This is a genomic window from Streptomyces bullii (assembly GCF_042657145.1).
Taxonomy (GTDB): Bacteria; Actinomycetota; Actinomycetes; order Streptomycetales; family Streptomycetaceae; genus Streptomyces; species Streptomyces bullii.
In genome coordinates, this window is record NZ_JBHSNY010000014.1 from 1 (window position 1) to 21,346 (window position 21,346).

General features: G+C 71.2%; 14 protein-coding genes. 3 read left to right on the forward strand and 11 right to left on the reverse strand.

The features are described from left to right. The 4 genes from ACFPZJ_RS33445 to ACFPZJ_RS33460 form a co-directional block, all read right to left on the reverse strand. Window positions 1–507, reverse strand: a 507-nt coding sequence (locus ACFPZJ_RS33445; RefSeq protein ID WP_381029613.1) for a flavodoxin-dependent (E)-4-hydroxy-3-methylbut-2-enyl-diphosphate synthase, incomplete at its 3' end; no start/stop codon positions are given. Window positions 508–680: 173 nt separating this feature from the next. Beyond that, a complete protein-coding gene (locus ACFPZJ_RS33450; RefSeq protein WP_381030069.1) occupies window positions 681–1,973 on the reverse strand; it encodes a M50 family metallopeptidase in 1,293 nt (430 codons plus the stop codon). Window positions 1,974–1,981: 8 nt separating this feature from the next. Beyond that, entirely contained in the window at window positions 1,982–3,238 is a 1,257-nt protein-coding gene (gene dxr, locus ACFPZJ_RS33455) for a 1-deoxy-D-xylulose-5-phosphate reductoisomerase (protein ID WP_381029616.1), read from the reverse strand. A gap of 91 nt (window positions 3,239–3,329) precedes the next feature. Next, on the reverse strand, window positions 3,330–5,270 hold the full coding sequence (locus ACFPZJ_RS33460; protein WP_381029618.1) for an acyl-CoA dehydrogenase family protein: 1,941 nt from the start codon (window positions 5,268–5,270) through the stop codon (window positions 3,330–3,332). 344 nt (window positions 5,271–5,614) lie between these two features. Between ACFPZJ_RS33460 and ACFPZJ_RS33465 the strand changes: the two genes are divergently transcribed. The 3 genes from ACFPZJ_RS33465 (at window position 5,615) to ACFPZJ_RS33475 (ending at window position 10,149) form a co-directional block, all read left to right on the forward strand. Next, window positions 5,615–6,628, forward strand: coding sequence for a LacI family DNA-binding transcriptional regulator (locus tag ACFPZJ_RS33465; protein WP_381029621.1), 1,014 nt, complete (start codon window positions 5,615–5,617; stop codon window positions 6,626–6,628). Between the two features lie 175 nt (window positions 6,629–6,803). Then, window positions 6,804–8,846 (forward strand): glycoside hydrolase family 31 protein, encoded by a 2,043-nt coding sequence (locus ACFPZJ_RS33470; RefSeq protein WP_381029624.1) that lies wholly within the window; start codon window positions 6,804–6,806, stop codon window positions 8,844–8,846. A 115-nt stretch (window positions 8,847–8,961) separates the two neighbouring features. Then, window positions 8,962–10,149, forward strand: coding sequence for a sulfotransferase family protein (locus ACFPZJ_RS33475; RefSeq protein WP_381029627.1), 1,188 nt, complete (start codon window positions 8,962–8,964; stop codon window positions 10,147–10,149). A 31-nt stretch (window positions 10,150–10,180) separates the two neighbouring features. Here the strand turns inward: ACFPZJ_RS33475 and ACFPZJ_RS33480 are convergent, their stop codons facing one another. The 7 genes from ACFPZJ_RS33480 to ACFPZJ_RS33510 all read right to left on the reverse strand — a co-directional run bounded on the left by ACFPZJ_RS33480 (window position 10,181) and on the right by ACFPZJ_RS33510 (window position 21,124). Continuing rightward, window positions 10,181–10,894, reverse strand: coding sequence for a glycoside hydrolase family 12 protein (locus ACFPZJ_RS33480; RefSeq protein ID WP_381029629.1), 714 nt, complete (start codon window positions 10,892–10,894; stop codon window positions 10,181–10,183). A 35-nt stretch (window positions 10,895–10,929) separates the two neighbouring features. Then, window positions 10,930–13,137 (reverse strand): glycosyl hydrolase family 95 catalytic domain-containing protein, encoded by a 2,208-nt coding sequence (locus ACFPZJ_RS33485; protein ID WP_381029631.1) that lies wholly within the window; start codon window positions 13,135–13,137, stop codon window positions 10,930–10,932. After that, a complete protein-coding gene (locus tag ACFPZJ_RS33490) occupies window positions 13,134–15,101 on the reverse strand; it encodes a beta-galactosidase (RefSeq protein WP_381029634.1) in 1,968 nt (655 codons plus the stop codon). Before ACFPZJ_RS33490 ends, ACFPZJ_RS33485 begins: the two co-directional genes overlap by 4 nt. Further along, window positions 15,101–17,320 carry a 1,4-beta-glucanase gene (locus ACFPZJ_RS33495; RefSeq protein ID WP_381029637.1) on the reverse strand — a complete coding sequence of 740 codons (2,220 nt, stop codon included), beginning with the start codon at window positions 17,318–17,320 and terminating at the stop codon, window positions 15,101–15,103. Before ACFPZJ_RS33495 ends, ACFPZJ_RS33490 begins: the two co-directional genes overlap by 1 nt. A gap of 104 nt (window positions 17,321–17,424) precedes the next feature. Beyond that, a complete protein-coding gene (locus tag ACFPZJ_RS33500) occupies window positions 17,425–18,378 on the reverse strand; it encodes a carbohydrate ABC transporter permease (protein ID WP_381029640.1) in 954 nt (317 codons plus the stop codon). Beyond that, complete coding sequence (locus ACFPZJ_RS33505) at window positions 18,375–19,415, reverse strand: ABC transporter permease (RefSeq protein WP_381029643.1); 1,041 nt, start codon at window positions 19,413–19,415, stop codon at window positions 18,375–18,377. Before ACFPZJ_RS33505 ends, ACFPZJ_RS33500 begins: the two co-directional genes overlap by 4 nt. A 26-nt stretch (window positions 19,416–19,441) precedes the next feature. Next, entirely contained in the window at window positions 19,442–21,124 is a 1,683-nt protein-coding gene (locus ACFPZJ_RS33510; protein WP_381029644.1) for an extracellular solute-binding protein, read from the reverse strand. Window positions 21,125–21,346 lie beyond the last annotated feature (222 nt).

Consider the following 21,346-nt stretch of genomic DNA (forward strand, 5'->3'; position numbering starts at 1 on the left):
CTCCACTAGGGCCTCGGGCGTGGCCTTGCCGTACTTCTGGAGCAGACGCCGGTCCAGCGAACCGGCGTTGACGCCGATACGGATCGGCGTGCCGTGGTCCCGGGCCGCCTTGGCGATCTCCTTGACCTGGTCGTCGAACTTCTTGATGTTGCCGGGGTTCACGCGGACCGCGGCGCAGCCGGCCTCGATCGCGGCGAACACGTACTTCGGCTGGAAGTGGATGTCCGCGATCACCGGGATCTGCGACTTCTTCGCGATGACCGGCAGGGCGTCGGCGTCGTCCTGCGTCGGGCAGGCGACCCGGACGATCTGGCAGCCGGAGGCGGTCAGTTCGGCGATCTGCTGGAGGGTGGCGCCGATGTCGGACGTGCGGGTCGTGGTCATCGACTGCACCGAGACGGGGGCGTCTCCGCCGACCGCCACGGATCCGACCTGGATCTGCCGGCTCTTCCGGCGCTCGGCGAGCTTGGTCGGAACGGACGGCATGCCGAGAGAAATCGCAGTCATCTGCTGTGCAACCCCAAGTCGTGGATCAAGGTCCGGTCCCGTGGCAGCGGGCTCCGACCCTTGAGATTACGGCACCGACATGAACGAAGGCACACGACGCTCTGAAGGTCCGGCTGGGTGCGGCGGGAGCGGGGCGGGCCGGCCGGTGGCCGGACCGCCCCGCTCCGGGCCCGTCAGGAGATGCGCACGGGGTTGACCACGTCGGCGACCAGCACGAGCAGGGTGAAGCAGATGAAGATGCCCGCCACCACGTACGCGACCGGCATGAGCTTCGCCACGTCGAACGGGCCCGGGTCGGGTCGGCGCAGCACCTTCGCCGTGTTGCGGCGCAGCGACTCCCACAGGGCTCCCGCGATGTGGCCGCCGTCGAGCGGCAGCAGCGGGAGCATGTTGAACAGGAACAGGGAGAGGTTGAAGCCGGCGACCAGCATCACGAACATCGCCAGCTGCTGGGTCGCCGGGATGTCCAGCGTGGCGATCTCGCCGCCGACGCGGGCCGCGCCGACCACGCCCATCGGGGAGTCGGGCTCGCGCGGGCCGTCGCCGAAGGCCGCGTCCCACAGGGCCGGGACCTTTCCGGGGAGCGCGGCGAGCGAGTCGGCGGCCTCGCCGATCCGGTCGCCCATCCACGTCACGGACTCGCCGAAGTCCTGCTTGACCACGCCCGTGGCGGCGCTGAAGCCGAGGAAGCCGGCGCTGACGTACTGGCCCTCGACGATCTGTCCGCTCGAGTCCTTCTTGGCGACCTGGTTGGTGGCGATCTTCGCGTGCAGGGTCACGTCCTGGCCCTTGCGGTCGACGACGATCGGCACCTCCTTGCCGGGGTTGGCGCGGATGAGGTCGGAGAGCTGGTTCCAGCTGTCCGTCGGCACGCCGTTGAAGGAGACGATCCTGTCGCCGGCCTTGAGCCCCGCTGCCGCGGCCGGGGAGGCGGGGTCGGAGGCCTTGCAGTCGTCGCGGTTCTCGCTCTGCGCGATGACGCACCGGGAGACGGAGGCGACGGTGGTGGTCTGCTGGGTGATGCCGAAGCCCATCAGGACGGTGAGGAACAGCGCCACCGCCAGGATCAGGTTCATGAACGGGCCCGCGAACATCACGATGACGCGCTTCCAGGGCGCGCGCGTGTAGAACAGGCGGGTCTCGTCGCCGGGCCTGAGCTCCTCGAAGGCGGCGGAGCGGGCGTCCTCGATCATGCCGCGCCAGGGCGAGGTGGAGCGCTTCTCCAGCCGGCCGTCCGGGCCGGGCGGGAACATGCCGATCATGCGGATGTAGCCGCCGAACGGAATCGCCTTGACGCCGTACTCGGTCTCGCCCTTCTGGCGCGACCAGATGGTCGGGCCGAAGCCGACCATGTACTGCGGCACGCGGATGCCGAACATCTTGGCGGTGGACAGGTGCCCCAGCTCGTGCCAGGCGATGGAGATCAGCAGGCCGACCGCGAAGACGACTATGCCGAGGATGAACATCAGGGTCGTCATGCACGGGCCTCCGCCGTCTGTGCCGCCAGTTCCCGGGCCCGGGTCCGTGCCCAGGCCTCCGCTTCGAGGACGTCCGACACGGTGAGCGAGGTTCCCGTGCGCGGTGTGCCGTGTTCCTCCACGACCCGCGTGACGGTCTCCATGATCCCGAGATACGGCAGCGCGCCCCGGCGGAACGCCTCGACGCACTCCTCGTTGGCCGCATTGAACACCGCGGGGGCGGTGCCCGCGAGCTCGCCGACGTGCCGGGCGAGGTTCACCGAGGGGAACGCCTCGTTGTCGAGGGGGAAGAACTCCCAGGTGGACGCCTTGCTCCAGTCGAAGGTGGGCGCCGCGTCGGGGACGCGTTCGGGCCAGCCGAGGCCGATGGCGATCGGCCCGCGCATGTCGGGCGGGGTCGCCTGGGCCAGTGTCGATCCATCCGTGAACTCAACCATCGAGTGGACATACGACTGCGGGTGCACGACCACCTCAATGCGGTCGAAGGGAATGTCGTACAGCAGGTGCGCCTCGATGACCTCCAGGCCCTTGTTGACGAGGGTCGCGGAGTTGATCGTGATGACCGGGCCCATGGCCCAGGTGGGGTGGGCGAGGGCGTCCTCGACGGTGACGTGCGCCAGCTCCTGCTTAGTACGGCCGCGGAAGGGGCCGCCGGAGGCCGTGACGACGAGTTTGCGCACGTCCGCTCTGGTGCCGGCGGCCAGCGCCTGGAAGAGGGCGGCGTGCTCGGAGTCGACCGGGATGATCTGCCCGGGCTTGGCGAGGGCCTTGACCAGCGGGCCGCCCACGATGAGCGACTCCTTGTTGGCGAGCGCGAGGGTGCGGCCCGCCTCCAGGGCGGCCAGGGTCGGGGCGAGGCCGATGGAGCCGGTGATGCCGTTCAGCACGGTGTGGCAGTCGGAGGCGGCGAGCTGCGTGGCCGCGTCGGGACCGGCCAGGATCTCGGGGAGCGGCTCCACGGCGCCGTACTGGGCGCCGAGCGCCTCGCGCAGCGCCGGTACGACGTCCTCGCGGGCGACCGCGACCGTGCGCGCCCGCAGCCGGTACGCCTGCTCGGCGAGGAGGCCGACCCGGCCGCCGTTGGCGGACAGGCCCGTGACCCGGAACCGGTCCGGGTTGCGCAGGACCAGGTCGATGGCCTGCGTGCCGATCGACCCGGTGGAGCCGAGGATCACCACGTCCTTCGGGCCGTCTCCCGCGACGGGGTCGTACACCAGGTGCGGGTCGGCGAGGGGGGCTGGAGAGTCGCTCATTCCCCCATTGTCCCCGCCCCGGACGCCCGCGGGGACAGCGCCTCCCCCGCGCGGATCGCCCGCGCGGGGGACATCGCCGCTGTGACGTCGGTCACCGGATCGGCCGGTGCACGTTCTCCCGTCGGGACGGTCCGGGTGTGGCGTCCGCGATCCACGGGCCGTCGCCGGACGGGTCGATGACGCCCTGCTCCAGCCACTCGTAGGTGCCGGACAGCACGCCCTTGACGACCTTGTGGTCGAGGTCGTCGGTGTTGGACCACAGGCGGCCGAAGAGTTCCTCGACGCGGATGCGGGCCTGGCGGCAGAAGACGTCCGCCAGTTGGTAGGCCTCGCGGCCGTTCTCGCCCCGGCTGCGCAGGAGTTCGGCGCGGACACAGGCGGCGCTCATCGCGAACAGCTCGGCGCCGATGTCGACGATCCTTCCGAGGAAGCCCTGCTTGGTCTCCATGCGGCCCTGCCAGCGGGACATGCCGTAGAAGGTGGAGCGGGCCAGTTTGCGGGCCGTGCGCTCGACGTAGCGCAGGTGCCCGGAGAGGTCCACCTCGTGCTTGAAGTCGCCGAAGGTTCCGGGCAGTTGACCGGGACCCGCGACCAGCTTGGGCAGCCACTTGGCGTAGAAGAGGCCCGCGTTGGCTCCCGCCCTGGCCTTGTCGGAGAGGGACTTGTCCGGGTCGATGAGGTCGCCCGCGACCGAGAGGTGGGCGTCGACGGCCTCGCGGGCGATCAGCAGGTGCATGATCTCGGTCGAGCCCTCGAAGATGCGGTTGATGCGCAGGTCCCGCAGGATCTGCTCGGCGGGGACGCCCCGCTCGCCGCGGGCCCGCAGCGACTCGGCGGTCTCGAAGCCGCGGCCGCCGCGGATCTGGACCAGTTCGTCGGCGATCTTCCAGGCCATCTCGGAGGCGTACAGCTTGGCGAGGGCGCCTTCGATGCGGATGTCGTTGCGGTCCTCGTCGGCCATCTGCGAGGACAGGTCGGAGACGGCCTCCAGGGCGAAGGTGGTGGCGGCGATGAAGGAGATCTTCGACCCGACCGCCTCGTGGTGGGCCACCGGCTTGCCCCACTGTTCACGGGCCGCCGACCACTCCCGGGCGATCTTCAGGCACCACTTGCCGGCGGCCACACAGGACGCGGGCAGGGAGAGCCGTCCGGTGTTGAGGGTGGTCAGGGCGATCTTCAGGCCCTGGCCCTCCGCGCCGACGCGGTTGGCGGCGGGGACGCGGACCTGGTGGAAGCGGGTGACGCCGTTCTCGATGCCGCGCAGGCCCATGAAGGCGTTGCGGTTCTCCACGGTGACGCCGGGCGAGTTGGTCTCCACGACGAACGCGGTGATGCCGCCCTTGTGGCCCTCGCTCTTCGGGACCCTGGCCATGACGACCAGCAGGTCGGCGACCACGCCGTTGGTGGTCCACAGCTTCACCCCGTCGAGGACGTAGTCGTCGCCGTCGGGTACGGCGGTCATCGCGAGGCGGGCGGGGTCGGAGCCGACGTCCGGCTCGGTCAGCAGGAAGGCGCTGATGTCGGTGCGGGCGCAGCGCGGCAGGAACCGCTCCTTCTGCTCCGGTGTGCCGAACAGCTTCAGCGGCTGGGGCACGCCGATCGACTGGTGCGCGGAGAGCAGCACGCCGATCGCGGGGCTGGCCGAACCGGCCAGGGTGAGCGCCTTGTTGTAGTAGACCTGCGTGAGCCCCAGGCCGCCGTACTTGGTGTCGATCTTCATGCCGAGCGCGCCGAGCTCCTTGAGCCCGGTGATCACCTCGTCGGGGATCCGGGCCTCGCGCTCGATGCGGGCGCCGTCGACCTTGGTCTCGCAGAAGTCGCGGAGCTTGGCGAGGAACTCCTCGCCGCGCTGGGCGGCCTCGTCGGCCGGGAGCGGGTGGGGGTGGATGAGGTCGAGCCGGAAGCGCCCGAGGAACAGCTCCTTGGCGAAGCTGGGCTTGCGCCACTCCTGTTCCCGGGCGGCCTCGGCGACCTGGCGGGCCTCGCGTTCCGTGACGGCGGGACGGGAGGAGGGGGTGCTGGGAGCGGACATGAGGGTCACCTCGCCGCATAGTGGGATGTCTGGGACCGTACGTTACCGACCAGTGCTACTGGATCGTTGGTACCCGAAACCGGACGCTCCCACCAGTCCTCGCGCGTCCGTTCAGCCGATGCCGGCACAGCGGGACCGGACCGCGGTCCTGGAAAGGGCTTGCCGGAGGTAGCGTCGTCGCGCCGGTCCGCCCCTCCGGGCGGCCACCCCGTCCGCAATCGGTATCGAAGCGCTTCGACAACCTATGGACACCCACCCCCGCTGGGGCTACTGTCGAACCACCCTCACTCCCCGTCATCTGCAACGCGCACTGTCGAAGCGCTTCACAAAGCTTGGAGAGCTGGATGGTCACCCTCGCCGAGGTCGCCCAGCACGCCGGAGTCTCGGCGAGCACGGTGAGCTATGTCCTCAGCGGCAAGCGGTCCATCTCCGCCACCACCCGGCAGCGGGTCGAGCGGAGCATCCGCGAGCTCGGGTACCACCCGAACGCCGGGGCGCGGGCCCTGGCCAGCAGCAGGTCGAACATCATCGCGCTGATGGTCCCGCTGCGCACCGACATGTACGTGCCGGTGATGATGGAGATCGCCATCGCGGTGGCCACCACGGCCCGCACCCACGGGTACGACGTCCTGCTGCTCACCGGCGAGGAGGGGCCGGACGCGGTGCGCCGGGTCACCGGCAGCGGGCTCGCCGACGGGATGATCCTCATGGACGTCGAACTCGACGACGAGCGGCTGCCGTTGCTGCGCGCGACCGACCAGCCGTCGGTGCTGATCGGGCTGCCCGCCGACACCACCGGCCTGACCTGCGTCGACCTCGACTTCAAGGCGACGGGCGCGCTGTGCGTGGAGCACCTGGCGACGCTGGGGCACCGCGACATCGCCGTCATCGGCGAGGCTCCCGCGGTCTACGAGCGGCACACCGGCTTCGCCGAACGCACCCTGGACGGGCTCCGGTCCCGTTCCCGGGAGCTGGGTCTGCGGCTGCTGCACCGGCCGTGCGAGGGCGGGTACGACGCGATGGCCGTGACGCTCGCCCGGATCCTCGACGAACGCCCGGACACCACGGGGTTCGTCGTGCAGAACGAGTCGGCGGTCGAACCGCTGCTCGCCCTGCTGCGGCAACAGGGCCGGGCCGTGCCGGAGGACGTGTCGGTGGTCGCGATCTGCCCCGACCAGGTCGCCACCCAGGCCTCGGTGCGGCTGACGTCCGTCGCGATCCCCGCGCAGGAGATGGGCCGGCACGCGGTGGAACACCTGGTCGCCAAGTTCGACGGGCGCGGGAAGGACGAGGTCGTGCTGATCGCGCCCGAACTGACGGTGCGGGCGAGCACGGGACCGGCGCCCGCCCGGTCGTAGGCACGCACTCCGTCCGCCCCTGCGCCTCCTTCGCACGTCCGTCGGCCCGTCCTCCGTCCTCCCGACACGTTTCTCCGTCCCTAGGCACTTCTCCGTCCGTCCGTAGGCACTTCCCCACCTACCGCCCGGCCGCGCCAGGGCACCCCATGTCTGCACTCCTCCAGGAGCACGCCACGTGAATCAGCCTGCCGAAATTCAGGTCAAGGTCAGCCTCGCCCAGTCCTCCCCCACCGTCGGCACGTTCCGCGAGCGGGACGGCGCGCTGGAGTGGAGCGGCCGCCAGGAGACCCTGCGGATCGAGCCGTGGGGGCCGGACGCGGTCCGGGTCCGGGCCCGGCTCGGCGGCCCGGTCCTGGAGGGGCTGCCCGGGGCGCTGCTCGACGAGGCGCCCGAGGCGTCGTCCACGGTGAAGATCGAGGACGGGCGCGGCCGGCTGACCGTCGGCGCGCTCACCGCCGAGGTCGACGCGGAGGGCCTGATCCGCTTCACCCGCACCGCCGACGGGAGCGAGCTGCTGGCCGAGGAACGCGCCCACTTCTGGTGGCCCGGACCCCGGCTGTACACCGCCGTCGGCAACGGCCACCACCGGCTGGAGCAGCGCTTCGCCGCCTACGACGACGAGAAGCTGTACGGCCTGGGCCAGCACCAGCACGGCCGCCTGGACCAGAAGGGCCTGGTCCTGGACCTGGTCCAGCGCAACGCCGAGGTCGGCATCCCGGTCCTCACCTCCAGCCGGGGCTACACCCTGCTGTGGAACAACCCGGCGATCGGCCGGGTGGAGCTGGCCCACAACGGCACCCGGTGGGTCGCCGACTCGGCCCGCCAGATCGACTACTGGATCACCGCGGGCGCCCCGGCCGACGCCCAGCGCCGCTACACCGCGGTGACCGGCCGCACCCCGATGCTGCCGGAGTGGGCGGCGGGCTTCTGGCAGTGCAAACTGCGCTACCGCACCCAGGACGAACTGCTCGCGGTGGCCCGGGAGTACAAGCGGCGCGGGCTGCCCGTCTCCGCCATCGTCTGCGACTTCTTCCACTGGACGCACCTGGGCGAGTGGAAGTTCGACCCGAAGGAGTGGCCGGACCCGGCGGCGATGGTGCGCGAACTGGACGAACTCGGCATCAAGCTGGTCGTCTCCGTCTGGCCGTCGGTGTCGCCGCTGTCTGAGAACCACCCGGTGATGGAGCAGCGCGGCCACTTCATCGGCACGCAGTACGGCCCGATGGCGCACGCCGACTGGCCGGACAAGGAGGTCGCCTCCACCGTCCAGGTCGCCTTCTACGACGCCACCAACCCGGACGCCCGGGACTTCGTGTGGTCGCGGGTGCGCGAGAACTACCTGGAGCCGTACGGCATCACGGCGTTCTGGCTGGACGCCTGCGAGCCGGAGCTGAAGCCGGGCTTCCAGGAGAACCTGCGCTACTGGGCGGGCCCGGGTCTGGAGGTCGGCAACATCTACCCGGCCGAGAATGCCCGCACGTTCTACGAGGGCCTGCGCGCGGCCGGCGAGGAGGAGATCGTCACGCTCAACCGCTCGGCGTGGGCGGGCAGCCAGCGCTACGGCGCCGCGCTGTGGTCCGGCGACATCGGCACCGACTTCCCGACCCTGCGCCGCCAGATCGCGGCCGGCCTCAACACGGCCCTGTCGGGCATCCCCTGGTGGAACACCGACATCGGCGGCTTCCACGGCGGCGACCCCGACGACCCGGCGTACCGGGAGGTGATGGTGCGCTGGTTCCAGTTCGGCGCGCTGTCCCCGCTGATGCGCCTGCACGGCTTCCGCGACCCCGGCATGCCGCTGGGCCCGGAGATGACCGGCGGCCCGAACGAGGTGTGGTCGTACGGCGAGGAGGCCGGGGCGATCCTGGAGCGGTACCTGCGGCTGCGCGAGCGCCTGAAGCCGTACGTCCTCAACGTCATGCGCGCGGCCCACGAGGAGGGGCTGCCCGTGATGCGGCCGCTGTTCCTGGAGTTCCCCGGAGACCATGCGGCCTGGTCGGTCGACGACGCCTACCTGTTCGGGCCGGACCTGCTGGTCGCCCCGGTGGTCACGGCGGGCGCCACCGCCCGCACGGCGTACCTTCCGGCGGGCGCCACCTGGACGGACGCCTGGACCGGCGAGACGTACGAGGGCGGCCGGACCGTGACGGTCGACGCCCCGCTGGACCGCATCCCGCTGTTCCTGCGGGACGGGGCGCGGCTGCCCGTGTCGGAGTAGCCGTCCCGGAGCGGGCGACGGCCGGTCCCCGGAGGGGAGGGACCGGCCGTCGGCTTTGCGCCATGAGCCTCAACTTCCGCACCGCGCCCGGCAGTTCGGCGATAGGGTCCCTGGCGTGTCCTCGCCTCCGCTCGCCCTCACCCTGGCCGACCTGCTGCTCCGGCCGGGCTTCGGCTCCCGCCGCAGGCCCGACCGGGTCTTCGACCGCATCCTCGCCGGGGCCGGGCAGGCGGAGGGTGACGAACGGTTCGTCGAGGACTTCCGCCTGCTGCTGCGCTGGTGGGCGCAGGCGGAGAACCTCACGCCGGTCGGCTGGCAGTCGGCGCGGGCCCACGTCCGCAGACACCTCACCAACCGGGCGCGGATCCGGCGGCTGATCGCCGAGCACCCCGCCATCGAGCGGGAGCCGATCGAGAAGCCGGTCTTCGTGGTGGGTCTGCCGCGCACCGCGACGACGCTCGCCCACGGCGTGCTGACCCTGTCGGACGAGCACCGCGGCCCCCTGCTGTGGGAGCTGCTCAACCCCGGCCTTGAGGTGCCGCCCGGACAGCGCCGCAGGGCGATGGCGCCCGCGCGCCGGCTGGTCGACGGCACCAACCTGCTCGCGCCGCGCTTCCGTGACATCCACCCGATGGTCGCCGACGGCCCCGAGGAGTGCACCTTCGCCCTGCCGCACGCCCTGATGCCGCTCTCCTCGGCCCGCCTGCCCGAGTACCAGGCCTGGCACTGCGAGCGGGACTTCGTCCCCGACTACCGCCACCTCAAGCAGGTCTTCCAGGTCCTGCAGTACGGCCGTCCGCGCCGCCGATGGATCCTGAAGTCCCCGGTGCACCTGGAGAACCTCGACGCGCTGCGCACCGTCTTCCCGGACGCCACGATCGTGTGGACCCACCGCGATCCGGTCACCGTCGTGGCGTCGTTCTGCAGCCTGATCGAGCACGGCATGGTCCTCAGCACCCGGCCCGTCGACCTGCACGGCATCGGAGCGACCTGGCTCGGCCTGCTCGGCCGCTCGGCGGCACGCGGCCTCGCCGCCCGGGCCGCCATCCCCCGGGAGGCGCTGGTGGACGTGCCGTACTCCTGGCTCGGCTCCGATCCCGCCCTCGGCGCCCCGAAGCTGTACGCCGCCGTCGGCGCCCGCTGGACCGACCGCGAGGCCGCCCGCCTCCCCGAGGTCGCCGCCCGCCCCAAGGGCACCCGCCCGCACCGCTACGACCTGGCCCGCTACGGGCTGACCCGCGCCGACGTCACGTCGGTGTTCGCCGGGTACGACGCGCTGCGGGCCGAGGTCGACCGCGCCTGACGGCACGGCCGGCCCCGGCCCCGCGCCACGGTCAACTGCTGCTGACCGTGAGGTTGTTGGTGGTGAAGTTCAAGCCGCCCGAGGACGAGGTGATCTCGTAGCCGAACTGCACGTCGCCGATGGTCTCGTTGCCCATCCAGCGCTTGGTGTCCTTGATCCACTTGAGGATCGGCAGGATGTTGACCGTGCCGGAGTTGGAGTCGGACGTGCGCAGGAACGAGAAGACCTCGTTGTGGCCGTTGCTGCCCTTGTAGACGTTCCAGGTGTGGCCGCCGAGGGTCACGGAGCCCTGGGAGGAGCCGAGCGGGCCGACGGCGCCGTTGTAGTTGACCCAGAGCATGATCTCGTAGTCGTAGTCGGTGTCCCAGATGTCGTACGACGTGTTGTACGCGCCGGACGACGGGACGGTGACGTTGTAGTTGCTGGTGAGCGAGCCGATCGAGGTGATCGTCTTGTTGATCACCTTCTTGGAGTTGGGGTAGGACTTGATGCCGCCCGTGTTGGGGTGGTCGGCCCACACGCCCCAGTTCGTGCCGGAGTTGGCCCAGATGCACTGGCTGCCGGCGCCGGAGCCCCAGATGTTGTTGTAGAGCGTGTAGCCGTTCAGGGACGTGTTGCCCCACTGGTCGCAGGAGTTCCAGACGGCGGCGGAGGCGGGGGCGGAGGCGAGGCCGACGGTGGCGCCGAGCGCGAGGGCGGGGGCCAGCAGGGCCTTGCTGATTCTGCTCAGTGTGCGTGTTGCCATGGTGTCCCTTCCATGGGTGGGGGGAATTGCGGGGGTCACCACTCCCTCAGGGCGAGGGCGTGGTCTTCTCCGGCCACCAGGTCGAGGGGCTCGGCGCCGGAGGAAGTCCTGAGTTCGATGCGCAGGGTGCGGGTCGGCCGGAGGACGGCTCGGGCGCCGTCCGGGGACCAGACCAGGTCGAGGTCCGCGCCGAACCGGGTGCGGACACCACGCAGTTCACCGCTCGGGTACGCCGTCGGCAGCGCGGGCAGCAGGACCAGCCGGTGCGGGGTCGACTGCACCAGCGTCTCGATCAGCACGGCGGGCAGGGTGTGCGCCGCGTCGGCGTTGTACACGTCGCGGTTCGGGTAGTGCGCGCTCATCAGGGAGGCGTGGAAGAAGTCGCCGTCGAGGACCTGGCCGAGGGCGTGGGCGACGCGCTCGCCGTCCCGGAGCCGGGCCGCGACGAGGGCGTGGTGCAGGTGTCCGTGTGCGGAGTCGTTCTCGGCGCCGCGCAGTGTGAGGGCGCGGTGGGCGGCCGCCGCGAGGCCGGGGGTGTCGTAGGGGGTGATCTCGTCCAGCGGCCAGACGCCGTAGAGGTGGCTGAGGTGCCGGTGGTCGTAGGAGTCCTGCAGGCCGGGCCAGGCCCACTCGGCCAGCGCTCCGTCCTCGTTGGTGCGGTGCGGTGGGAGGCGGTCGGCGAGGGCGCGCCAGCGGTCGGCGTCCGGGGTGCCCGGGTGGTAGTCGGCCGCCGTGCGCAGGGCGTGGCGGGCCGCCGACAGGTCCATGGCGGCGTTGAGGGTGCCCCAACTCGCGTTCGCGGGGCGGTTCTCGGGCGAGTAGGAGGGCACCACGACGAGGTGACCGTGCCGGTCCTCGCGGGTGAGGAAGTCCTCGTAGAAACGGGCGACTTCGGCGAGGGCGGCGGCCGTGCGCGGGTCGCGTTCGCCGCGCGTCTCGTCGTGGTCGACGAGCGGCTTGAGCAGCCAGTCGGCGCCGGCCGTCCACAGGTGCAGCGGGTACTCGCGGCTGAAGTGGTAGGAGTGGCCCGACTCTCCGTCGGTGTGCGCGGGCGCGACGACGCCCCGGGTGCCGAAGACGGCGGCGGCGTTGTCCCGCCAGTGCGGGAGCTGCCGGTGGACGAGGGAGGCGAGGGCCTCGGTGACCTCGGGGAGGGCGGCGGCCGCCGCGGAGGACGTCTGGAGGTTGAGGTTGGCGTCGTTGGTGAAGGCGCCGGACCAGGCCGTGTTCCAGTCGCCGGTCCACAGGCCGGTGAGGCGGGGCGGGTTGAGGCCGCTCGCGGACAGCAGGTGGTAGCGGCCGGCCGCGAAGAGCCGCTCCAGCAGGGCAGCGGAGCGGGTCCGCTTGAGCAACTCCGAGCCGGGCAGGGCGCGTTCGGCCGGGTCGGCGGCGAGGTCCAGGGTGACCCGGTGGTAGGCGGTGCGGTGCAGGGCGAGGTGGCGGTCGAGGAGTTCGTCGTACTCCGCGGGCAACTCGCGCAGGCTCCTGCCCTCCGCCACCACGTCCAGCTCGCCGGTGTGCCGCCGCACGCGGGTGAGGAGCAGTACGGCCGCGGCGCCCTCGGCGTGCACGCCCGGCGGAGTGAGCGTCGTCGTGCCGCCCGTGACGGCGACCAGGGTCACGCCGGTGAACGCCCGGTCGCTGTCCGGGTAGCGGGCGCGCAGGCTCAGCAGGGCGCCTTCGGGGGTGAGGACGGCACCGTGGCCGATGCCCAGCCCGGCGGGCGCGCCGGGCAGACGGTGGTCCAGGGAGAGGTCGAGGGTGAGGCCGGGGGCGGTGACGTGCTGGACGATCACGTCGTCGGCGCGGGAGACGAAGACGCGGCTGGTCCACTGACCGCACGTCGCCTCCACGACACCGGTGGCGAAGTCGACGCACCGGCGGTAGGCGTACTGCCGGCCGGCACCGGACGGCTGCCGCACCCGGACCTGGAAGGCGGGGTGGAAGGGCTGCACCCACTGGTGCGGGCGGCCGTCGGTGAAGTCCTCGGCGGCGGTGAGGTCGCCTGCCAGGAGACGGTCCTGGAGAGCGGCGAGACCGGCCGCGAGCCGCGGGGGGCGGGTGTCGCTGCCGTTGGGCCGCACCAGGGTGTGATGGGTGACGATGACACGGTCGTCGTTCGGATCACCGAACACGAGGGTGCCGTGCCGGCCGTTGCCGCTCAGGAAGGCGTCCTCCCAGCGGGCGGCCGGGTGCGGCTCCCAGGTGCCGTGGACGGGTCCCCGCGTCGTGGAGGCGCTCATCGCCGCAGCACCGCCACTCCGTAGCGGCCGAGGGTCACCCGGTCGGTGACGGCTGTCTCCGCCAGCAGGTCGTGGTGGGTGCCGGGAACGTCGACGGTCACCGGCTCGCGGCCGTGGTTGAGCAGGAACAGCAGCTCACCGCGGCGCACGGCCTCGACCTGGTCCGGCAGGCCGTCGAGCACCGGGCGCACGCCCGCGCCCTCGGCGATCCGGGCGAGCAGCTCGCGCAGCGCCTCCGGCTCGGGGAGCGTGGAGACGTACCAGGCGCGGTCCTTGCGCAGTACGGCGGGCAGTCCGTCGAGCTCACCGCCCCTGTACGGGACCGTCTCGGCCGCTGTTCCGTCGGCCTCCAGCTCCTCCGACCACAGGGTCCCGCAATAGCCCTCGCACGCGACGGTCTCCTCGGCGTCCAGCGGCCACCACTCGTGCAGCGTGCGGATGCCGAACAGCTCGCGCAGCCGGGCGTCCATGCCGCCGGGCCGGACCCGGTCGTCCTCGTCGGCGACGCCGGTGAGGAAGCCGCACACGAGGGTGCCGCCGCCGTGGACGTAGGCGAGGAGGTTCTCGATCGCCGCGTCCGTCATCGCGTACAGCTGCGGCACGACCACCAGCCGGTACGCGGACAGGTCGTGTTCGGGGTGCGCGAAGTCGGTGGTGAGGTGGGCCTGCCACAGGGCGCGGTGCCAGGCGCGCAGCACGTCCGCGTGGTCGACCCGGGTCGACAGGCGGCCGTCCTGGGCGCCGGCCCACCAGGCGTGCCAGTCGTGCAGGACGGCGACGCCTGCCGTGTCGTGCCGGCCGGTCACGTGCGGGCCCAGCCTGGCCAGGTCCGCGCCCAGCTGCTTGACCTCCTGGTACGTACGGCCCTGCTCCCCCGCGTGGCTGACCATGCCGGAGTGGAACTTCTCGGCGCCCTGCCGGGACTGACGCCACTGGAAGTAGCAGATCGCGTCGGCGCCCCGGGCGACGGCCTGAAGAGACCACAGCCGGTTGAGCCCACGCGGCTTGGGGTGGTTCACGCCCCGCCAGTTGACCGGCCCGGCCGCCTGCTCCATGAGCATCCAGGGGCCGCGCGCCTGGGAGCGGGTCATGTCCTGGACGAGCGCGCCCGTCTGGGCACCGAGCGGGTCGCGCGGGTCCGGGTAGAGGTCGACGGAGACGACGTCCTCCTCCTCGGCCCAGCGCCATGCGTCCTGGCCGAACCACAGCGGCATGAAGTTGGTGGTGACCGGGAGGTGCGGGGTGTGGCGGCGCACGATGTCGCGCTCGGCGACGTAGCACTCCAGCAGCATGTCGGAGGTGAAGCGCCGGAAGTCCAGGACCTGGGTGGGGTTGCGCAGGTAGTGCGGGAGGCGGGGCGGCAGGATGCCGTCCCAGGTGTCGTAGCCCTGGCTCCAGAAGGCGGTGCCCCAGGCGGTGTTGAGGGCCTCCAGCGAGCCGTACCTCTCCCGCAGCCAGCGGCGGAAGGCGGCCGCTGCCTCGTCGCCGTAGTCGACGGTGCAGTACTCGTTGTTGATGTGCCACATGGTGAGGGCCGGGTGGGAGCCGTAGCGGGCGGCCAGGTCCTCGGTGATGGCGGCGGCGTAGCGGCGGTAGGTGGCGCTGGAGTGCGAGAAGTGCTGGCGGCCGCCCCACCACTCGGTGCGGCCGTCCTCGGTGACGGGCAGGGTATCGGGATGCAGCCGGCCCATCCAGGGGGGCGGTGCGGAGGTGGGGGTGGCCAGGACGACGCCGATGCCGTTCTCGTGCAGCAGGTCCATCAGCCGGTCCAGCCAGCCGAACTCCCGTGCCCCCGGCTCCGGTTCCAGCTTCGACCAGGAGAAGACGCCGAGGGTGACGGAGTTGACGCCGGCGTCCCTCATCAGCCGGACGTCCTCGTGCCAGACCTCCTCGGGCCACTGCTCGGGGTTGTAGTCACCGCCGTAGAGGACGCGGCCCCGGGTGACGCCGCCGAGCCCGGGCATCAGACGGGCTCCCCGTACTGGACGCCGCGCCCGTTGGTCGCGAGGTACACACGGCCGTACACGCGCGGGTCGCCGGTGATCGTCTCGCCGATCCAGCCCCACTGGTGCTGGTCGTCGTTGATCCGCACCCAGGTCTTCGCCTCGTCGTCGGAGCGGTGGACGGCGGTGCTGTCCTCCGTCGAGCCGACCTGGTAGATCGCCGGGTAGGAGGCGCCGTCGGCGGCCTTGCCGAAGCCGAGGCAGTACGAGGCCCAGCAGCTGCTGACCTTGGTGAAGCCGGCGCCGCCGTCGGTGGACCGGTACAGCCCGTGCCACTTCAGGCTCAGCCACAGGTCGCCCGAGCGCCCCGGCGCCGCGGCCAGCTTGAACTGGTTGTCGCCGGAGGCGAGTCCGCTCGCACGTGCGGTGAAGGTCGCGCCCTCGTCCGTGCTGGCGTGGAGGGTGCCCGTGCCGGTGTCGTACGCGTAGAAGCGGGTCGGGTCGGCGGGGTCGGCGACCGGGGTGGCGCCCTTCGGGAAGGAGGTCACCTCGGTCCAGGTGGCGCCGTTGTCGGCCGAGCGGTAGGTGGGGTGCTTGGTGCCGTCCCAGTGCACGAAGGACCACAGCAGCACCGTGCCGTCGGCATTCACGGCGATCGGCCCGGGCGCGTCCTTGGCGATCGAGGGCTGGGCCGCGAAGGGCTGCCAGGTCTGGCCGCCGTCGTTCGACCAGGCGCCGTTGCCGTGGTCGCCCCAGCCGGTGCGGACGACGTACGACGGCTTGAGCGCGGCCTGCGCGAGGCCCGTCGCCGAACCGAACACGGGATCGGTCGCCATGCCGCGCGACGGGGAGGCGGTGAGCGACTCGTGGTACATCACGCCGATGTCCCGGGAGCCGCTGAGCAGGTGGGCCTGCCCGGCCGGCGGCGAGACCAGCTGGACGACGGACGCCTCCTCCAGGCCGCGGATCTGCGGTGCCCAGTTCCTCAGGTCCCGGGTGCCGTAGAGGGTGGCGCCGGTGCCGTAGACGATGTGCCGCGAGTCGAACGGGTCGAGCGCCAGGGCCTGGATCCACCAGCCGAACTTGGGCTTGTCGCCGCCCCACGTGAGGTACGGGGTCTCGGAGACGTCGAAGACGGCCGTGTCCTTCAGGGACGTCCAGGTGCGGCCGCCGTCGGTCGAGCGGTGGACGGTGTCGACGGCGGCCCAGCGGTTGTTGGTGGAGACGACGACCGTGCCGGGGCGACGGGCGTCCACGGCGACACCGCCGTAGCCGAAGGTGTCGGCGGAGCCGTCGGAGGTGGTCCCGCCCGGCTCCACGGGGGTGACCTCGGTCCACTTGCCGTTCGCGGTGCACAGCTTGTGCACGCTGCCGTCCGACTGGCCGTTGGGGCCGGGCGCGTCGGCGTACGTCACGTACAGCTCGCGCGTCTGCCGGTCGTACGCGGCGCGGACCGGCACCTTGGCCGCGGTGCCGGTGGGCCGGCCGGGGACGGCCTGCCAGCTGGTGCCGTCGGTGGTGCGGTACAGGTTCGGGGCGGTGCCGTCGGAGTCGCCCCAGCCGGCGTAGACGGCCCGCCCAGCGGCGACGAGGAGGGTGATGCCCTGGCCGGTGGTGCTGGGTGTGGCCGGGAAGGGCGCCGCCTTCCAGGTCGCGCCCCGGTCGGTGGACTTGAGCAGCCCGTCGTGCCGGGTTCCGAGCCACAGCGTGTCGCTGTCGCGCGGGTCGACGAGCAGCCGCTCGCCGCAGCCGCGCCCGTCCTCGTTGGCGCCGAGCTTCACGGTCAGGTCGGTGCGCTGCCAGGTGGTGCCCCGGTCCTCCGACCGCAGGACGGCGCCGTTGCCCGCCCAGGACTGGGCGTAGGTGCCGAGGGCGAGGAACAGCCGGTCCGGGTGGGCGGGGTCGACGGCCATCGACTCGACGCCGAGCAGGTTCCAGTCGTCCCAGCCGAGGTGGTCGGTCAGCGGGGTCCAGCGTCCGAGGCGGTCCTCCCAGCGGTAGGCCCCGCCGATGTCGGTACGGGCGTAGGCCAGGCCGCGGACCGAGGGATGGAACAGCACGCCGGTGATGAAGCCGGTGCCGCCCATGACGGCGTTGCGCCAGCGGTAGGCGGGAGCGGCGGCCCGCGCCCCGCCGTCGGCGGCGTGCGCGCGCCCGGGCAGGCACGGGACGGTGGTGAGCGCGGCGGTGGCCGCGGTACCGGCGAGGACGGCTCTTCTGCTCAGAAGGGACGTGCGCATGACATACCTCGTTCTGTGCGGCTCGGGGAGGAGGTCTGGGCCCGCCGCGGCCGACCGCTGGACAGGAGCAGGTCGGCCGCGGCGGAGTCGGGCAGCGGCGCGGGTCAGCCCTTCACCGCGCCGGTGAGCATGCCCTTCTTGAAGTGCTTCTGGACGAAGGGCGACATGACGGCGACCGGCAGGAGGGCCATGACCATGACGGCCATCTGGATCGCGAGCGGGGAGAGCTGGCCGGTGTTGATCTGGGTCTGTAGCCCGACCGGGCGCTCCTGCTTCTGGACCAGCTGGATCATGACGTTCTGCAGCGGCATCATGTCCTGGTCCGTCAGGTAGATCGACGCGTTGAACCAGGCGCTCCAGTACCCCACGGCGTAGAACAGGGCGATCACCGCGATGACCGCCCGGGAGAGCGGCATCACGATCCGCCACAGGATGCGCCAGTCGCCGGCGCCGTCGATACGGGCGCTGTCGATCAGCTCCTGGGAAATGTTCATGAAGAACGCGCGCAGGACGAGGATGTTGAAGACACTCACCGCGCTGGGGAGGATCAGCGCCAGGTAGGTGTCCGTCAGGCCGAGGGCCTGCACCAGCAGGTAGGTCGGGATGAGGCCCGCGCCGAAGAACATCGTCGCGAGCAGCGTCATCAGGATCCAGCGGTGGCCGAGCGAGCCGCTGCGCGAGAGGCCGTACGCGCACAGGATCGACACGGTCATGCTGAACAGCGTGCCGACCACGGTGACGCCGACGCTGACCAACGCGGCTCTCTGCACCTGCCCGCCGCTCAGCAGCTCCTGGTAGGCGACGAAGGTGATGCCCTTGGGGATCACCACCAGGCCGCCCGCCTCGTCGATGGCCTTCTTCGACTGGAGGCTGGTGACGATCACGATCCACAGGGGGAACAGGATCGCGAAGCAGGCGAAGAACAGGGCGATGCCCTTGCCCGCCAGTCCTGCCTTGGACGGCGGCTCCTCCCAGACCGGCCGGGACGGTGCCGCCCAGGGGCTCGGTTTCTTGACCCGCGGCCTGTCGTCGGCCGACCGGTCGAGGACGGCGGTCATTTCTTGTACACCCCCTGCTCACCCATGAGATGGGCGACCTTGTTGGCGGTGAGCACCAGCGCCAGGCCCACCACGCCCTTGATGAGGCCGGCCGCGGCGGCGTAGCTGAAGTCCTGGTTGCGGATGCCGTTCCACCACACATAGGTGTCGAGGACCTCGGAGGCGTCCACGCCCACCGCCTGTCGTTGCAGGAGCAGTTGCTCGAATCCGACGGTGAGGGCGTCGCCGACGCGCAGCACCAGCAGCAGGGCGATCACCGGGCGCAGCGCGGGCAGGGTGATGTGCCACATGCGCCGCCAGCGGCCAGCGCCGTCCATCGCGGCGGCCTCGTACAGGTCGTTGGAGACGGACGACAGGGCGGCGAGGAAGACGATGATGCCCCAGCCCGCGTCCTTCCAGACGGTCTCGAACGTGACCAGGTACTTGAAGGTGTCCGGGTTGGTCATCAGGTCGAAGCCCTCGTAGCCGTGCCGGCGGAGGGTCTGCGCGATGATGCCGGCGCCGCCGAAGATCTGCATGAAGACCGTGACGACGAGGACCCAGGAGAAGAAGTGCGGCAGGTACATGATCGCCTGGGCGACCGCCCGCACCCGGGGCCTGACCACGCTGTTGATGAGCAGGGCGAGCAGGATCGGGATCGGGAAATACAGCACGAGCTGGAGGAAGAAGAGCACGAACGTGTTCTCCACCGCGTGCCAGAACGCCGAATCGGCGAAGATCCGCTCGAACTGCTCCAAGCCGATCCAGGGGCTTTCGAGGATGGCGACGAATCCGTTGTCGCTGAGGTAGGGGTCGTAGTCCTGGAAGGCGACCACGTTGCCGAGGATCGGTATGTAGTTGAAGACCAGGACGAGCAGTACCGCCGGCAGCGTCATCAGGAGCAGCGCGCGGTCCCGCCGGAATCTGAGCCTCAGACTCAGCTTCTCCGAGCGCTTGGTGGCGCGGGAGCCGGGTCCGGCGGCGCCGCCGGACGCCGCCGTGGTCTTCTCGGGGGTCCTCGCCTCGGGCTCGCTCCGAGGCACCGTGCTGTGGGACACGGCCTTCTCCTTGCGTCAGCCCCGGGTCACTTCGCCGAGCCGGTGTCGTCGAGCAGCTTCTTGTACCAGTCACGCAGGTCGTCGCCGCCCTTCTTCTTCCAGTCGGACACGGCCTGCTGCACGTCGCTGATCTTCTTGCGGCCGCGCACCACGTCGTCCTCCAACTGCTCGAAGTCGTCGGCGAGGTTGGACCAGCGGCTGGGCTCGGTGACGGTCAGCCCGAAGAAGGAGGTCTTCTTGGTGAAGGCGCCCATGCGCTGCTGCCACTCGACGATGCCCCGGGTGACGTCGGGGAAGTCGGGGTAGGCCACGTACGGCGCGGGGTTCCCGGTGTAGTCGAAGGCGCCGTTGACCTCGTTGACGCCCTGCTGGCTCTTGACCGGCAGACCCTTCTTCATGTCGTAGTCGGTGCCCTCGACGCCGTAGGCCGTGAGCATGAACTCCTTGGTGCCGTACGGGGCGGCGCAGAAGTTGCAGACGGCGAGGAAGTCCTTGATCTGCTGCTCGGAGGCCTTCTTGGAGACGAAGGTGAAGATGTTGGCCGGCTGGACCGCCCACAGCGTCGGGTCGCCGCCGTCGGGGCCGAAGATGTCGAACGCGGCCATGTCGAAGTCGCTGTCCTGGGTGGCCTGTTCGGAGACCGATCCCCACCAGCCGGAGATGTTGCCGTTGTAGACGAGGACCTGACCGGCCGTGAACCGGTTCCTGGCGTCGCCGCCGGCCTTGCCGGAGACCGCGTCCGGGTGGACCACGTCCGCCGCGTAGAGCTTGCGGGTCCACTCCAGGGCTTCGAGGTACTCCTCGGTCTCGATGCGGTTGACCAGCTTGCCGTCCCGCATGTTCCACCACAGCGCCTTGTCGCTGCCCGGGTAGGCGCCGAAGAAGTTGAACGCCGACCACTTCATGTCGTCGCAGGCCCAGACCTTCGACTTGGCGTCGGTGGCCTCCTTGGCCCAGGACAGGAACTCGTCGGGGCTCTTCGGGACGCTGTAGCCCTTCTTCTCGAACAGGTCCCGGCGGTACATCGGCGCGATGTCGGTGACGTAGGAGCCGGGCATCGGGATCGCGCGGAGCTGGCCGCCGAAGATGCCGCGCTGCCAGGCCTCGGTGGGGACGGCCGCGAGGTTCGGGTAGTCCTTGACCTTGTCGCCGGACAGGTACGGCCCGAGGTCCGCGAACTTGGCGTTGATGGCGCTGGGTATCCGGCCCATCAGGTTCCAGCCGGGCACGACCACGACGTCGGGGATGTCGCTGGAGGCGAGGACCGCGCCGAGCTTCTGGTCATAGGTGACGCCGTCCTGGTTCTGCCAGGTCACCTCTACGCCGATGGCCTCGTTCATGGCCGTGTAGTACGGGTTGTCGTTCTTCGGCGGGGTGCCCCAGAACGGGGACATGATCTTCAGCCTGCCGCCGCTGCCCAGCTTCTTCGGCACCGACGTCTTCAGCTCGGCCGTCGGGATGGCCTTGGTGAAGCCGGCCGCCGAGCCGTTCTTCGCCGGGATGTCGGGGGCGACGACGCTCGACGCCACGAACGCCGGGAGGAGCCTTTGGGCGTCCTTCCCGGACGTGGCGCCCTCCTTGCGGCCGTCCTGTCCGCCGCCGCAGGCGGCGAGCAGCGGCATCCCCCCGGCCACCGCGGCGGTGGCGACCGCCGTGGAGGCGAGGAAGCTTCTCCGGCTGGGTCCGGCGGAGGCGGCGTTCGGCGTCATTGCGTCAACCCTTCATGGCGCACCAGGACACCCGGCGGAGGAGCCGTCGGCTGCGGTGTCTCGAGTGGAACTGGCTGAGCTGAAGCGGTCATCGGAGGACGGCGCGCCCTCCCGGAGGCTGACCTCGCAGTCGAAGCGCTTCGATGTCGCTGTGAGGTTAAGTGAACACCCAGGGGTGCACAAGGGTCGCTTCCAAGATTCCTCGGGGGTGTGCGGGATCGC